The organism is Caulobacter soli (genome assembly GCF_011045195.1).
Taxonomy (GTDB): domain Bacteria; phylum Pseudomonadota; class Alphaproteobacteria; order Caulobacterales; family Caulobacteraceae; genus Caulobacter; species Caulobacter soli.
This window is the reverse complement of record NZ_CP049199.1, coordinates 4,666,285-4,680,538: the sequence shown is the minus strand read 5'-3', so window position 1 is coordinate 4,680,538 and position 14,254 is coordinate 4,666,285. Positions and strand designations below refer to the sequence as shown.

The 14,254-nt window shown below is 68.1% G+C and carries 16 protein-coding genes and 1 riboswitch; of the genes, 8 read left to right on the top strand and 8 right to left on the bottom strand.

The window, feature by feature from the left end:
• Positions 1–109 precede the first annotated feature (109 nt).
• Entirely contained in the window at positions 110–721 is a 612-nt protein-coding gene (locus G3M62_RS21755; RefSeq protein WP_165190633.1) for a TetR/AcrR family transcriptional regulator, read from the top strand.
• A 157-nt stretch (positions 722–878) separates the two neighbouring features.
• Here G3M62_RS21755 and G3M62_RS21750 read toward each other — a convergent pair whose 3' ends face one another.
• From G3M62_RS21750 to ftrA, 4 genes are all read right to left on the bottom strand, one after another.
• A complete protein-coding gene (locus tag G3M62_RS21750; RefSeq protein WP_165190632.1) occupies positions 879–2,072 on the bottom strand; it encodes a Gfo/Idh/MocA family protein in 1,194 nt (397 codons plus the stop codon).
• A 27-nt stretch (positions 2,073–2,099) separates the two neighbouring features.
• Positions 2,100–2,903: a hypothetical protein gene (locus tag G3M62_RS26415; RefSeq protein ID WP_205691922.1), complete on the bottom strand. Its 804-nt coding sequence runs from the start codon at positions 2,901–2,903 to the stop codon at positions 2,100–2,102.
• Between the two features lie 7 nt (positions 2,904–2,910).
• On the bottom strand, positions 2,911–3,861 hold the full coding sequence (locus G3M62_RS21740) for a VOC family protein (RefSeq protein WP_246263375.1): 951 nt from the start codon (positions 3,859–3,861) through the stop codon (positions 2,911–2,913).
• A 303-nt stretch (positions 3,862–4,164) separates the two neighbouring features.
• A complete protein-coding gene (ftrA, locus tag G3M62_RS21735) occupies positions 4,165–5,142 on the bottom strand; it encodes a transcriptional regulator FtrA (RefSeq protein ID WP_205692026.1) in 978 nt (325 codons plus the stop codon).
• A gap of 85 nt (positions 5,143–5,227) precedes the next feature.
• Between ftrA and G3M62_RS21730 the strand changes: the two genes are divergently transcribed.
• Positions 5,228–5,647 (top strand): rhodanese-like domain-containing protein, encoded by a 420-nt coding sequence (locus tag G3M62_RS21730; protein WP_165190630.1) that lies wholly within the window; start codon positions 5,228–5,230, stop codon positions 5,645–5,647.
• 113 nt (positions 5,648–5,760) lie between these two features.
• On the opposite strand, the gene rnhA is transcribed toward G3M62_RS21730, so the two are convergent.
• Positions 5,761–6,210: a ribonuclease HI gene (rnhA, locus tag G3M62_RS21725; protein ID WP_165190629.1), complete on the bottom strand. Its 450-nt coding sequence runs from the start codon at positions 6,208–6,210 to the stop codon at positions 5,761–5,763.
• Positions 6,207–7,169: a homoserine kinase gene (gene thrB / locus G3M62_RS21720; RefSeq protein ID WP_165190628.1), complete on the bottom strand. Its 963-nt coding sequence runs from the start codon at positions 7,167–7,169 to the stop codon at positions 6,207–6,209. The genes rnhA and thrB overlap by 4 nt, the downstream gene beginning before the upstream one ends.
• Before the next feature lie 80 nt (positions 7,170–7,249).
• On the opposite strand from thrB, the gene G3M62_RS21715 reads away from it, so the two are divergent.
• Together G3M62_RS21715 and G3M62_RS21710 are read left to right on the top strand one after the other, a co-directional pair.
• Positions 7,250–7,477 carry an AbrB/MazE/SpoVT family DNA-binding domain-containing protein gene (locus tag G3M62_RS21715; protein WP_165190627.1) on the top strand — a complete coding sequence of 76 codons (228 nt, stop codon included), beginning with the start codon at positions 7,250–7,252 and terminating at the stop codon, positions 7,475–7,477.
• Positions 7,474–7,866: a type II toxin-antitoxin system death-on-curing family toxin gene (locus tag G3M62_RS21710; protein ID WP_165190626.1), complete on the top strand. Its 393-nt coding sequence runs from the start codon at positions 7,474–7,476 to the stop codon at positions 7,864–7,866. The genes G3M62_RS21715 and G3M62_RS21710 overlap by 4 nt, the downstream gene beginning before the upstream one ends.
• Here G3M62_RS21710 and ispH read toward each other — a convergent pair.
• Complete coding sequence (gene ispH, locus G3M62_RS21705; RefSeq protein ID WP_165190625.1) at positions 7,863–8,834, bottom strand: 4-hydroxy-3-methylbut-2-enyl diphosphate reductase; 972 nt, start codon at positions 8,832–8,834, stop codon at positions 7,863–7,865. The two genes, G3M62_RS21710 and ispH, sit on opposite strands and share 4 nt — an antisense overlap.
• Positions 8,835–9,006: 172 nt before the next feature.
• Between ispH and G3M62_RS21700 the strand changes: the two genes are divergently transcribed.
• Both G3M62_RS21700 and G3M62_RS21695 read left to right on the top strand, forming a co-directional pair.
• Positions 9,007–9,729 (top strand): Tat pathway signal sequence domain protein, encoded by a 723-nt coding sequence (locus G3M62_RS21700; protein WP_165190624.1) that lies wholly within the window; start codon positions 9,007–9,009, stop codon positions 9,727–9,729.
• Positions 9,726–11,567 carry an arginine--tRNA ligase gene (locus G3M62_RS21695; protein WP_165190623.1) on the top strand — a complete coding sequence of 614 codons (1,842 nt, stop codon included), beginning with the start codon at positions 9,726–9,728 and terminating at the stop codon, positions 11,565–11,567. Before G3M62_RS21700 ends, G3M62_RS21695 begins: the two co-directional genes overlap by 4 nt.
• A 1-nt stretch (position 11,568) precedes the next feature.
• Here G3M62_RS21695 and G3M62_RS21690 read toward each other — a convergent pair whose 3' ends face one another.
• Positions 11,569–12,387 carry an ORF6N domain-containing protein gene (locus tag G3M62_RS21690; RefSeq protein ID WP_165190622.1) on the bottom strand — a complete coding sequence of 273 codons (819 nt, stop codon included), beginning with the start codon at positions 12,385–12,387 and terminating at the stop codon, positions 11,569–11,571.
• Positions 12,388–12,511: 124 nt separating this feature from the next.
• Positions 12,512–12,606, top strand: a riboswitch (glycine riboswitch).
• 109 nt (positions 12,607–12,715) lie between these two features.
• Here G3M62_RS21690 and gcvT point away from each other — a divergent pair.
• A complete protein-coding gene (gene gcvT / locus G3M62_RS21685) occupies positions 12,716–13,873 on the top strand; it encodes a glycine cleavage system aminomethyltransferase GcvT (protein ID WP_425483798.1) in 1,158 nt (385 codons plus the stop codon).
• Between the two features lie 15 nt (positions 13,874–13,888).
• Complete coding sequence (gene gcvH / locus G3M62_RS21680; RefSeq protein ID WP_165190620.1) at positions 13,889–14,254, top strand: glycine cleavage system protein GcvH; 366 nt, start codon at positions 13,889–13,891, stop codon at positions 14,252–14,254.

Here is a 14,254-nt window from a genome sequence, read left to right as displayed (position 1 = left end):
CGCGCTCCGTCGCGTGACAGGGTCGAGTAGTTCAGACGACATCTGTCGTGTCAATCGACTGGCGTCGAATCCGGGGGCGTGGCAAAACGGGCGTGAAGAGGAGCGTGACTTGGCGAGAGCAGCGGTGGAGCGAACGGGCGGCCTGCGCGAGGCCCAGCGCCAGCTGACCCGCGAGCGGCTGGTCGACGCCGCCATCGCCCTGTTCGGCCGACGGGGTTTTCGGGCCGTGACCATCGAGCAGATCGCCGCCGAGGCCGGCGCCAACCGCGCCACCTTCTACCTGCATTTCCGCAACAAGGAGGACGTGGCCAACGCCATCGGCGACCGGCTGGTCCCCAACATCCAGGCCACCTTCACGGTGTTGGACGCGATCCCCGATCCCAGCCTGGAGGACGTCCGCGCCTGGCTGGTCCAGGGCATGGCTGACCAGACCGACGAGCGCCGCAACCTGCTGGCCGTGGCCACCGAGGCCAATGTCGCCGACCCCGACCTGGCCGACGACTATCTGCGCTTCATCAACCTGTTCATCGACGCCATGCCCAACTACCTGGCGCGGTTCTCCGACGCCGAAAGGCCGGCGGCGCGCACGCGAATGCTGCTGCAGCTCGTGCAGTTCGAGCGACTGTCTTACGTGATGGTGGTGCAGCGCGCCTCGGCCCCGCTGGAGCCGGTGCTGGATGCGCTGGCGCAGAGCTGGTGGCGGTTGCTGCGGGGTGTTTAGAGCGCTTCCTTTTTGATCCGCTCATCCCGGCGAATGCCGGGACCCAGATCCCAAAGCTGAGTGGCTGATTGGAGAAGCTCAGCGTTTTTGGCGTCAGCCACACCGCTATTCCATCTGGGTCCCGGCATTCGCCGGGATGAGCGGATTTTTTGGGGCATTAGGCCACATCCACCACCACCGCCGGATCCACCGCCCGCCGATAGCCCCAGTCCGTCTTCACTGTCGCCCCGTCCTGGGCCAGGGAGTCCAGGATGGCCTTCATCAGGCGCATGTCCTGCAGGCCCTCCTCGCCGGTCGAGACCATCGGCGCCTTGCCGCGCACGACGTCGGCCATCCAGTCCATCTCGCGGGCGAACTGGTCGTTCTCGGGCGGACTGGTCGGCGGCTGGGCCTGGCCGCCCTGGACCACGGTCAGGCGGTTGCCGCCGTAGAAGGCCCCGGGATCGGCGATCAGCCGGCCCTTCTCGCAGATCACCTCGAAGGCCATGGTCGGGGCGTAGTTGAACGAGGTCGAGCCGTTGGCGAGGGCGCCGGACGGGAAGCGGAACTGCCAGTCGATCAGGTCGGGCGTGGTGCGGAAGCGCGGATCGGCCGGATCGGTGTGGCCCCAGGCGCGCACCGCCACGGGCTCCTCGTTCAGCAGGTAGCGGGCGGCGTTGACGCCATAGACGCCCATGTCGGCCAGGGCTCCGCCGCCCGACATCGGCCCGTCCAGCCGCCAGGCGTCCGAAGGGTCGGCCGGGTCGGCCTGTCGGCCCATGGTGGTGTTGACCAGGCGCGGCTTGCCCAGCGTCCCGGCCCGCAGGCGGCGCATGACGCCCAGGTTCTGCGGTTCGTAGTGGCAGCGATAGGCGATCATCAGCTGGCGGTCGGAGGCCTTGGCGGCGGCGATCATCGCCTCGGCGTCGGCGATGGTGGTGGCCATCGGCTTCTCGCACAGCACGTGCTTGCCGGCCTTGAAGGCGCGGATCGTGTGGTCGGCGTGCATCGAATTGGGCAGCACGATGTAGACGACCTGGATGCGCGGATCCTTGGCGATGCGGTCGTAGTCGTCATAGCCGTAGACGGCGTCGGCGGGCAGGCCGTTCTCGGCGGCGACGCGCCGGGCCTTGTCCGGATGGCCGCTGACCACGGCCGCCAGCCGGGCGTTCCTGGCGACCTTCAGGCCCGGGATGATCTGGCCCAGGGACAGCTTGCCGAGGCCCACCACGGCGAAGCCGACCTTGTCCGACGAGGCCGGCGCGGCCGCTTTGGCCTTGGTCTGGGCCTTAGCCTGGGCCTGGGCCGTGACGGGCGCCAGGGCCGCCGAGGCGCCGGCCGCGCCCAGCAGGCTGCGTCTGGAAATGGGCATGACGGTCTCCTCTTCAGGGTTTCGAGGTCAGCGAACCTTGCCGGCCGCGTTCTCCAGCACGACGTCGGACAGCACGGCGGTGTCCAGGGTGACGGGCAGGTGCGAGACGAAGCCGATCCCGACATAGAACGGCCCGTCCAGGTGCAGGCGCACCGGCGCGCCGTACTGGTGCATCGGCTCGCCCTGCTCGCTGACCCACAGGGTGAAGTCGTCGCCGGATTTCTGGATGCCGATCCGCTTGGCGTGCATCGTCACCAGGCTGTCGGGACTGGCGCCGCCGGGCAGGCCGCCGCGGCTGCCGATGCGGTATTCCATGTCGCTGATCCGGGCGCCCTTGGTCGGGCGGCGGGCCAGATGGATCATGCCCTCGCCGTGTAGCGCGACCAGGGCCTGCGGAGAGTCGTCGTCCAGGGTCTGGCGGATGACCAGCACCGCCTTGCGGTCGCCATAGCCCTTGGGGTCGGGATAGGCGATGTCGGCGGCCAGCGAGACGTCGCCCGACAGCTTCTTCCAGAGGAAGCGGAACTCGTCGCGCGTGTACCAGACGTTATAGCCGGCCGAGGTGATCGTGTAGGCGCCGCCCTTGAAGCTGGCCGAGCCAGGGACCAGCGCCGAGCCGACGTCGGCCTGGCCCTCGAACACCCCGACCGGCGTGGCGATCACCGTGATGGGGCGGTGGAAGCCGGGCGGCGGCGGAACTTGGTGATGGGTCGGGCTGTCCGGATAGGCCCAATCTGGCGCGACAGGCGTGGCCGGCGCGGTCTGGGTCCAGCCCGGGCCAGCCAGCGCGAAGAGGGCGGCGGCCAGGATCGGCGTGCGGAGCTTGGTCATGGCGCCCTCAGTGTTGCGGGTCGGCGGCGGTGAAGGGCGAGCAGCAGGGCTTGCCGATGGCGTGCAGCTCCATGATCTCGGCCCGGGTGCCGTCCGGATCGAACAGGTTCAACTGCCACTTGGCGTCGCGGCCGATCTTCGGCGTCTCGGCCTGGCCCTTCAGGCGGTCGCCGTTCCACAGCAGGGTGTAGGCGGCGCGGGTGTCGGGCACGCCCAGCGAGAAGTGGTCGAGGATGCCCAGGACGGCCTGGCTCATGCCGGGCGGCGGGCCTTTGCCGTCGGGCGTCCCGACGATCATGTATTCCAGCCAGTCCGTACCGTCCGGAACCTGCAGCGAGATCCAGGTCGGAACGTCGTCCTTCATGCCGCCGAACCAGTAGGGCCGAAAGCCCAGGAGCCCTTGATAGAACGCGTCCTCGCGCGCCCGGTCGTGGACAATGAAGCCCACATGCATGATGTGGCTGGACAGCGGGTTGACCGGGATGGCGGGCGGGGCGGCCGGCGGCTGGACGAACTGGATCTTCACGCCCTCCGGATCGACGACGTCGAACCAGGCGCCGCCGTCATCGCCCTTTTCCGCACGGGCGGGCACGGCCACGCCCTTGGACGCCAGATAGGCTCGCAGGCCCTCGACGTCGGGGGTGTTGAAGGCGGCGTGGTCCAGGCGCTCGATCGATGGCGCGCCCAAGGGCGGAGGCGCCGGCAGGGGCAGGACCTCGACGAACTGCAGCGGGCTGAAATAGTAGCGCGCGCCCTTGGGGTTCTCGGGATCGGGTCGTTTCACGCCGCCCAGATCGTGGACGTAGAACGCCTCGCTCTTGGCCGGATCGGCGGCGTAGACCGCCAGGTGCGACACCGACACGATCGGCGGCCGGGACGGAGGCTTGGCGGGCGGCGCGGCGCGCGCGGCGCCGCACACGGCCAGGATCATCACGGCGAAAGCCAGGGCCCGCTTCATCGTTTCACTCCCGCCCTCCGCTCGTGATCGGCGAAGGTTGTCGGGCGGCAGGATAACGCGAAATGGTAGCGTTACCAGAGCAATGTTCAGCGACGATGGTCGGACTTGAATGCAAACAGCGTCCGTGCCGAGGGGGGAGGGCACGGACGCTGCGCTTAGGGACGATCGGGGCCGGCCGGGGGGGAGAAGCCGGGTTGTCCGCGTCGAAGAATAGATTGGGATCCGAACCGGACTTCGCCAGGGCGCGACCAAGGTCATTTCGCGGCGAGATCGTTTCAGGCTGGCGACGTTGTGTCGGAGGCCCTAGCCCCCAAACCGCGCGCGATAGGCCTGGGGCGTGGTCGCCAGCGACTTCCTGAAGTGGTGGCGCAGGGCCGGCGCGCCAAAGCCCACGGTCTGGGCGATCTGCTCGACGCTGGCCGGGGTGGTCTCTAGCAGGTCGCGGGCCCGGGCCAGGCGCTCGGCCAGCAGCCAGCGGGCCGGGGTCAGGCCGGTGGCGGCCTCGAAGCGGCGCAGGAAGGTGCGCGGGCTCATGCCGGCCGCGTCGGCCAGGGCCTTGACCGTGTGTTCGCGCGACAGGTCGGCGCGCATGCGGTCCAGGATCGGCGACAGGCGGCCGGCCTCGTGGACGGTCGGCACCGGGCGCTGGATGAACTGGGCCTGGCCGCCGTCGCGATGCGGCGGGATCACCAGCCGCCGGGCCACGGTGTTGGCCGCCTCGGGCCCGAAGTCGCGGCGCACCAGGTGCAGGCCCAGGTCCAGCCCCGCGGCGCTGCCGGCCGAGGTCATGACGTCGCCCTCGTCGACATAGAGCACGTCGGGCAGCACATCGATGTCGGGGTGCAGGGCGCGCAGCGTGTCGACATAGCGCCAGTGGGTGGTGGCCCGCCGCCCCGCCAGCAGGCCCGCCGCCGCCAGCACGAAGACGCCCGAGCAGATCGACATCACCCGCGCGCCGTTGGCGTGGGCCGTCCGCAGGGCGTCGATCAGCGGCTGGGGCACGGGCGCGTCGGCCCCGCGCCAGCCGGGGGCGATGATCGTGCCGGCCTGCTCGACCAGTTCCAGCCCGCCGTCGGCGACCACCTGGACGCCACCCAGGCCGCGCAAGGGGCCGGGCTCGATCGCCGCCGTGGCGAAGGCGTACCAGTCCGGACCCATCTCCGGCCGGGGCAGGCCGAACAGCTCGACCGCGACTCCGAATTCGAAGGTGCACAGGCCGTCATAAGCCAGGGCGACGACCTTGCGGTTGGCGGGTCCGGCCGACTTGGAGGGGTTTGGCATGATCTTTACGGTCATTGTCGATCATGCCAGCTAACGCGACGCCGCCGCCTGAGGCAAGTCTTCCTCGCCAACAGAGGAGGCCGCCATGAGTTTCGTTTCCGCCATCCCCGCCGCCGCGTCCGACGCCGCCATCGCCCATTTCGCCGCCCGGCTGAGCCTGGAGACCGATTGCGCCGACGTCGGAGCCTCGATGAAGGCCGGCGAGAAGGACTTCGTCCTGCTGCACGTCGTGGGCTCGCCCCAGGCCTATGCCCGCCGCCACGTGCCGGGCGCCTTGCACCTGCGCCATGCCGAGATCACCGCCGAGCGGATGGCGGCGTGGCCGGCAGACACCCTGTTCGTGGTCTATTGCGCCGGTCCGCACTGCAACGGCGCCGACCGCGCGGCCTTGAAGCTGGCGATGCTGGATCGTCCGGTGAAGTTGATGATCGGCGGGATTACCGGCTGGGAGGATGAAGGGTTGCCGTTCGCGACGGGGGATGAGCCGGGAGTGTTGGCGGCCTAGGCTCCGCGTCCTTCGAGGCTTCGCTTCGCTCCGCATCTCAGGATGAGGAATTCAGCAACAACGCTCCTCATCCTGAGGCGCCCGCGTAGCGGGCCTCGAAGGCCGCACAGCGCCTAAGCCTTCTCGCCCAGCGCCTTCAGCATGCCCAGCCGCGCCAGCTCATCGGCGCGTTCGTTGTGCACGTGCCCAGCGTGGCCCTTGACCCAGCGCCAGTCGACCTCGTGCCGGGCCCGGGCGGCGTCCAGGCGTTGCCACAGGTCGACGTTCTTGACGGGGCTCTTGTCGGCGGTTTTCCAGCCCTTGGCCTTCCAGCCATGGATCCACTGGGTGACGCCCTTCATCACGTACTGGCTGTCGGTGTGCAGCTCGGCCTTGGTGGGCTTGTTCAGGGCTTCCAGGGCCTGGATGGCGCCCATCAGCTCCATGCGGTTGTTGGTGGTCGCCAGGTCGCCGCCGCAGAGCTCTTTCTTCTTGTCGCCGTACATCAGCAGGGCGCCCCAGCCGCCGGGGCCGGGATTCCCGCGACAGGCGCCGTCGGTATAGATGATCAGCTTGGGGGTCATGCGCCGGTTCCGAACAGGCTGAGGCCCTCGCGGTGCACGGCCAGCTTGCGCTCGTATTCCAGCGGGTCCTTCGGCTTGACCAGGGCCCCGGCCGGGGTCGCGCCCCAGTCGGCCAGGCGGGTCAGGAAGAAGCGCATGGCCGCGCCGCGCGCCAGGATCGGGATGGCGTCGCGCTCGGCCGGGCTGAGCGGCCGGCGGCGCTCGTAGCCGGCGATCAGGGCCCGGGCGGCGGTGATGTTGAAGCTGCCGTCGGACTCGAAGCACCAGGCGTTCAGGGTCACGGCCACGTCGTAGGCGTAGGCGTCGTCGCAGGCGAAGTAGAAGTCGATGGCGGCCGCGAACTTGCCGTCCGGCTTGAAGAACACGTTGTCGGGGAAGTAGTCGGCGTGGATCACGCCCGACGGCAGGCCGCGCGGCCAGGCCAGGGCCAGGGCCGCCAGGTCCTTGTCGATGGTGGCGGCCAGGCCGGGCTTCAGGCCGTCGGCGTCCTTGCGGTGCTTGGAAAACAGCGGCGCCCAGTGCGGCTGGCCCAGGTCGTTGGCGCGGCGGGCCGGATAGCCTTCGCCGGCCAGGTGCAGCCAGGCCAGGCCCTCGCCGGCTTCGCGGCAATGGGCGACGGTCGGGCGGCGCGCCGACAGGCCGGGCAGGAATTCAACCAGGGCGGCGGGCTTGCCGCGCACGGTCTTCAGCGTGGCGCCCGAGCGGTCGGCGATCGGCTTGGCGCTGGGATAGCCGCGATCGGCCAGCCAGGTCAGCAGGTCCAGGAAATAGGGCAGGTCCTCGGGCTTGGCGCGTCGCTCGTAGACCGTGAGGATGAACCGGCCGGCGGTGGTCTCCAGCAGGAAGTTGGAGTTCTCCACGCCCTCGGCGATGCCCTTGAACGCCACGGCCTGCCCCAGGTCGTAGTCGCCCAGGAAGGCGGCGAGTTCGTCGTCGGTGATGTCGGTATAGACGGCCATGGCGCGGGGATGCGGGAGCGGGCGCTGGCGGTCAAGAGCGCTGTGAGGTATAACCAACGTAAGAACGCTCGGAGATGCCCGTGATCGCCCTGAAGCTTACCCAAATCGGCAATTCCGTCGGCGTGGTCTTGCCTAAGGAGGCGCTGGTGAAGCTCGGCGTTGAAAAGGGCGATGTCGTCTACCTGACCGAGGCGGCCGACGGCGCAATGCAGATTTCGCCCTACGATCCAGAAGTGGCCCGCCAGATCGCTTTGGGTGAGGAAATTATGGACGAGTACCGTGATACCTTCCGCGCGCTGGCTAAGTGACTGACGCGCGCGAACCCGTCTGGGTTCAGAGCCAAGCGATCAAGGTGTTGCACGAGCGTAGTCTGGCCTTGCATGGCGGCCCGTCAGGCGTGCGGGACGAGGGGTTGCTGGAATCCGCCCTGGAACGGCCGAAGAACCGATTTCACTATGACGGCGTAGAAGACTTGCTGGAACTTGCGGCGACTTACGCCGTGGCCGTCTCGGGCAATCATCCCTTTATCGACGGCAACAAGCGAGCGGCCTTCCAGGCGATGGCGCTGTTTCTTCGAGCCAACGGCATGCGCTTGAGGGCGGATCAGGCCGATGCGGCGCGGACGTTCTTCAAGCTCGCCGCCGGGGAGCTGGATATTCCGACTCTGACCGATTGGCTCCGTACTCGAGTGGCCTAGGCGGTCAGCAACCGCGGCAGCTTGAAGGTCACGGTCTCGCGCGCCTCGATCAGTTCCTCGACGGTGACGTCGTAGCGGGCGGTCATGGCGTCGATCACGCCCTGGACCAGATCCTCGGGGGCCGAGGCGCCGGCGGTGACGCCGACAACGCTGACGCCCTCGAACCACGCCCAGTCGATGCCGCGCGCGTCGTCGATCAGCCGGGCGTCCTTGGCGCCGGCCCGCTTGCCGACCTCCATCAGCCGCACCGAGTTGGACGAGTTCTTCGAGCCGACGACCAGGATCAGCTCCGAAGCTTCAGCCAGCATCTTCACCGCTTCCTGGCGGTTGGTGGTGGCGTAGCAGATGTCTTCCTTGTGCGGGGCGGCGATGCCCGGGAAGCGCGCCTTGAGCAGGTCGACCATCTCGGCGGTGTCGTCGACCGACAGGGTGGTCTGGGTGAGGAAGGCGACGTTGGCCGGGTTCTTGGGGATCCAGGCGCGAGCGTCGTCGATGTCCTCGATCAGGGTGACCGTGCCCTCGGGCAATTGGCCCATGGTGCCGACCACCTCGGGGTGACCCGCATGGCCGATCAGCACGATCTCGCGGCCGGCGTCGAAATGCTTCTGGGCCTCGACATGGACCTTGGAGACCAGCGGGCAGGTGGCGTCGAGATAGACCATCTCGCGCGACTTGGCCTCGGCCGGCACAGACTTGGGCACGCCATGGGCCGAGAACACCACGGGCCGGTCGGCCGGGGCCTCTTCCAGTTCCTCGATGAACACCGCGCCCAGGGCCTTGAGGCGATCGACCACGTGGCGGTTGTGGACGATCTCGTGGCGCACATAGACCGGCGCGCCGAACTTCTCGATCGTCCGTTCGACGATCTGGATCGCCCGGTCGACGCCGGCGCAGAAGCCGCGCGGACTGGCCAGAACCACGCGCAGGTCGCGGCGGCCGGGGCTGGAGATGGGCGAATGGGCGTTCATGGCGTCGAACCTAAGGGTTCCGGGCCGCGCGCGCCAGCGCCTGCCCGAAAAGTCCGCCGTATCCTCTTGAAATCTGCTGCGCATTGCGACGTCACGCATATGCCTTTATCAGGCTCCATGACGCTGGCGGGAAATTCCCGCTCAAGCTTTCCAATCTCGGACCGGACGTTTCATGCGCCGCAATCTCACCGTCGCCCTCAGCGCCCTGATGGCTCTCTCGATCGCCGGGACGGCCGCGACCGCTCACGCCCAGATGGGCGGTCAGGGCCCCGGCGGCGGCGGCCCGGGCGGCGGCGGCGATGACGACGCGGCCTCGAAGAAGAAGAAGCGCGACAGCGAGTGGAACCAGCCCAAGGCTCCCCTGGCCCAACTGCGCAACGCCGGCCCGTGCCCCTTCGTGAAGGTGCTGTACGACGCCAGCCGCTATGTCGAGTTCAAGGACGGCAAGGAGGCGGCCAGCAACACCGCCTATACCGGCGAGATCCAGGGCCTGACCTCGGGCTGCGCCTACAAGAGCAACGACCCGATCAAGATGCAGGTCAATCTGCTGTTCGAACTGGGCCGCGGCCCGCAGGCGACCGGCGACAAGAAGACCTATCGCTATTGGGTGGCCGTGACCGAGCGCAACAAGAGCGTTCTGGCCAAGGAATATTTCGATCTGCCGGTGACCTTCGCCCAGGGCCAGGATCGCCTCTATGCGAACGAAACCCTGAAGACCATCACCATCCCGCGCGCCGACGAAAAGGTCAGCGGCGGCAATTTCGAGGTCCTGATCGGCTTCGACGTGACCCCGGAAATGGCCGCCTTCAACCGTGACGGCAAACGCTTCCGCGTCAACGCCGGCCAGACCCAGCAGGCTCAAACCCAGACCCCCGGAAACGTCGCCAAGCCATGAGTGATTTGAAGCGGTCCCTGAGCGAGGCGGCCGCGGCCGCCTTCCAGGCCGCCGGACTGTCCCCCGACTTCGGTCGCGTCACCGCGTCCGACCGGCCCGACCTGGCCGACTTCCAATGCAACGGGGCCCTGGCGGCCGCCAAGAGCGCCAAGCGCAACCCGCGCGAGATCGCCGTGCAGGTCGTCGACATCCTGAAGACCGACCCGCGCCTGGCCTCCGTCGAGATCGCCGGCGTCGGCTTCATCAACATGCGTGTCTCCAGCGACGCCCTGGCCGCCCGCGCCAACGAGATCGCCGCCGATCCGCGCGCCGGGGCCGAGCCCCTGGCCGCGCCGCGCCGCGTGCTGGTCGACTATGCCGGCCCCAACGTCGCCAAGCCGATGCACGTCGGCCACCTGCGCGCCTCGATCATCGGCGAGTCGGTCAAGCGCCTGTACCGTTTCCGCGGCGACGACGTGGTGGGCGACGCCCACTTCGGCGACTGGGGCTTCCAGATGGGCCTGCTGATCAGCGCCATCATGGAAGAGGACGCCTTCATCCGCGCCCTGCTCGAGCGCCTGGTCGAAGCCCCGCGCGGCTTCTCCAAGGCCGACGAGGACAAGGTGATGGCCGAGTTCGCCTCGCGCGTCAGCCTCGAGGACCTCGATCGCCTCTACCCGGCCGCCTCGGCGCGCCAGAAGGAAGATCCCGAGTTCAAGGAAAAGGCCCGCAAGGCCACCGCCGAGCTGCAGAATGGCCGCTTCGGCTATCGCCTGCTGTGGCGGCACTTCGTCAACATCAGCCGCGTGGCCCTGGAGCGCGAGTTCCATGCCCTGGGCGTCGATTTCGACCTCTGGAAGGGCGAGAGCGACGTGCAGGACCTGATCGCCCCGATGGTCAGCCAGCTGGAGGCCAAGGGCCTGCTGGTCAACGACCAGGGCGCCCGGATCGTCCGCGTGGCCCGTCCCGGCGAGACCAAGAAGAAGAAGCTGCCCGACGGTTCGGTGGTCGAGGTCGAGAGCCCCGATCCGCTGCTGGTCGTCTCGTCGGAAGGCTCGGCCATGTACGGCACGACCGACCTGGCCACGATCCTGGATCGCCGCAAGAGCTTCGATCCGCACCTGATCCTCTACGCCGTGGACCAGCGCCAGGCCGACCACTTCGAGCAGGTGTTCCGCGCCTCGTACCTGGCCGGCTACGCCGAGCCGGGCGGGCTGGAGCACATCGGCTTTGGCACCATGAACGGCGCCGACGGCAAGCCGTTCAAGACCCGCGCCGGCGGCGTGCTCAAGCTGCATGACCTGATCGAGATGGCCCGCGAGAAGGCCCGCGAGCGCCTGCGCGAAGCCGGGCTGGGCGCCGAGCTGTCGGAAGAGGCCTTCGAGGACACCGCCCACAAGGTGGGGATCGCGGCCCTGAAGTTCGCCGACCTGCAGAACTTCCGCGGCACCTCCTACGTCTTCGATCTCGACCGCTTCACCAGCTTCGAGGGCAAGACCGGGCCGTACCTGCTGTACCAGTCGGTGCGCATCAAGAGCATCCTGCGCAAGGCGGCCGAGCAGAAGGTCGTGTCGGGTCCGATCGTCGTCGGCGAGCCGGCCGAGCGCGACCTGACCCTGCTGCTGGACGCGTTCGAGGGCGCGCTGTCGGAGGCCTACGACAAGAAGGCCCCCAACTTCATCGCCGAGCACGCCTACAAGCTGGCCCAGACCTTCTCGAAGTTCTACGCCGCCTGTCCGATTCTCAGTGCCGACGAACCGGCCGTCCGGGCCTCGCGCCTGGCCCTGGCGGAGACCACGCTGAAGCAGCTGGAGCTGGCGCTGAACCTGCTGGGCATCGAAGCGCCGGAGCGGATGTAGCCTAGGGGCGCTCAAGATCCTTGAGCGTCGCCAGCAGGCCTTCGACACCGCCGGTTTCCAGGTACTGCTGGGCCACCAGCACCAGGCGCAACTGTTTGGCCAGCAAGGCCAGCTGGCGGTGCTGGTTTTCGGTGCGCTTCTGAGCGGTCTCGGCCTCCAGAGCGTCGGCCTCGGCCAGCAGCTTGCGCACCTCGGCCAGGGTCTTCTCGTTCTGAACGCCGGCCCGCTTGAGGTATTCCTTGATACTGCGCAGGCCCTCGGCGGCGATGGCGTGGGCCTCGTCGCGGACGGTGGTCTGGGTCTCTGGATCGGCGATAGCGTCCAGCACCCGGCCCAGGGCGCCGTTCAGCTTGCTCATTAGGCCCGTGCGGGTCTCGCCCTCTAGCGGCGGCAGCCCATGCGCGTCGATCAGCGAGGGCAGGTTCGCGCCGTCCGAGACCAGCGACTTGCGGCGAGCCTCGACGAACACCTTGATGATGAAGCGCGAAGCGGCGACCGCCTGCTCGGATTTCAGGACAGTGGCGGCCATGACCACGCCATGCTCCGTGAAGGCGTATGGCCTGTATCTGCGTCCGCCGTGCGACGAACTTGAGATCGCATTTTGCGATCTCAAGTTCGAAAATTCCTCGACTGACAGCTGAAAGGCAAAGGCGTCGAACCGTTGCGCGTTGCGGCGCACTTGCTCGTTTAGACGCCCCGTCTCCAAGCCGAAAAGCCGAGCAAGATCTACGTCCAGAATAACGGACAGATCGCGGACGACGAACACCGGCGGAGCTTGGGTGGGTGTGAAATCCAAGATCAGGGCACGTGTGTTGGTCATGACCGTCCTTTGAGGTCGCAATTTGCGACCTCAAAGCTAATCATGTTCCTGAAATGTTCTCAACCCTCGCGCGACCACGCACGCGCACCGTTGACTCCGCGCGGCCCCTCGCCCAAACACCGCTTCGACCCACGCGGGAGACATCGGGACTCTTTGAGTCGCGAGGCCGAAGGCGCAACCGCCCCGGAAACGCTCAGGCAAAAGGACCGCGCGGGTTTAGGAACGCTGGAAAGAGGCAGTTCGCGAGAGCTGCCCGCCGAAGGAGCAAGGACCTGTTTCGGGTCCGGAATCTCTCAGGTCAAAGGGACAGCGGGGGCGCTATCGCCTGGTGAAAGCCGGGCTTGCAGCGCCGTCCCCGTTTGGAGCCCAAAGCGTGTCCGACCCAGATCTTAAGAAGACACCCCTGTACGACGCGCACGTCGCCGCTGGCGCTCGCATGGTGCCGTTCGCGGGCTACCACATGCCCGTGCAGTACAAGGACGGGGTGCTGAAGGAGCATCTGTGGACCCGCGAGCACGCGGGCCTGTTCGACGTCTCGCACATGGGCCAGGCCCGGCTGCGCGGCGAGAACCCCGCCAAGAGCTTCGAGAAACTGGTCTCGGCTGACTACCAAGGCCTCAAGCCGGGCAAGCAACGCTACGCCGTGCTGCTGAATGCGCAGGGCGGCGTGATCGACGACCTGATGACCGCCCGTCCCGACGACGACGGCCTGTTCATCGTCGTCAACGGAGCCTGCAAGGACAACGACTACGCCATCATCGCCAAGGCCCTCCAGGGCGAGGCGACCGTCGAGCGCCTGGAAGACCGCGCCCTGCTGGCCCTGCAAGGCCCCGAGGCCGCCGCTGTTTTGACCGCCCACGTGCCGCAAGCCGCGAGCATGGTGTTCATGGACACCGTCGCCCTGACCGCTTTCGGGACCGACGCCATCATCTCGCGCTCGGGCTATACCGGCGAGGACGGCTACGAGATCTCGGTGCCCGCCACCGAGGCCGAGCGTATCTGGAACACCCTGCTGGAGGACGAGCGGGTCAAGGCCATCGGCCTGGGCGCGCGCGACAGTCTGCGCCTGGAGGCCGGCCTGCCGCTCTATGGTCACGACATGGACGAGACGGTCTCGCCGATCGAGGCCGGCATGCCGTTCGCCGTCGGCAAGAGCCGCCGCGAGGCCGGCGACTATCTGGGCGCTGATCGCATCGCTAAGGAACTGGCGGGCGATCTCAAGCGCGTGCGCGTCAATCTGAAGGTGCTGGAGGGCGCTCCGGCCCGCGAGGGCGCGGAGATCGCCGACGAGACCGGCGCCGTGATCGGCGTGGTCACCAGCGGCGGCTTTGGTCCCAGCTTCGGCGGCGCCATCGCCATCGGCTTCGTGCCGCCGCAATTCGCGGTGGTGGGCTCGACGCTGAAGGTCATCGTTCGCGGCAAGCCGCAGAAGGCCGAGGTCGTGACCTCGCCGTTCGTCCCCACCCGCTACGTGCGCAAGATCTAACCAAGGGCCAAGACCATGCATTTCACCAAGGATCACGAGTGGGTTGAAGTCGTCGGCGACATCGCCACCGTCGGCATCACCGGCTACGCCGCCGAGCAGCTGGGCGACGTGGTGTTCGTCGAGGTGCCGGACGTCGGCAAGACCGTGAAGCAGGGCGACGCCCTGGCCGTGGTCGAGAGCGTCAAGGCCGCTTCCGACGTCTACGCCCCGGTGTCGGGCGAGGTGGTCGAGGCCAACGGCCAGCTGTCGGACGCGCCCGAGACCGTCAACGCCGTGCCGGAAGCCGGCGGCTGGTTCGCCAAGATCAAGCTGAGCAACCCCGCCGAGGTCGACGCCCTGATGGACCGCGTGGCCTACGAAGCGTTCCTGAGCTCGCTCTAG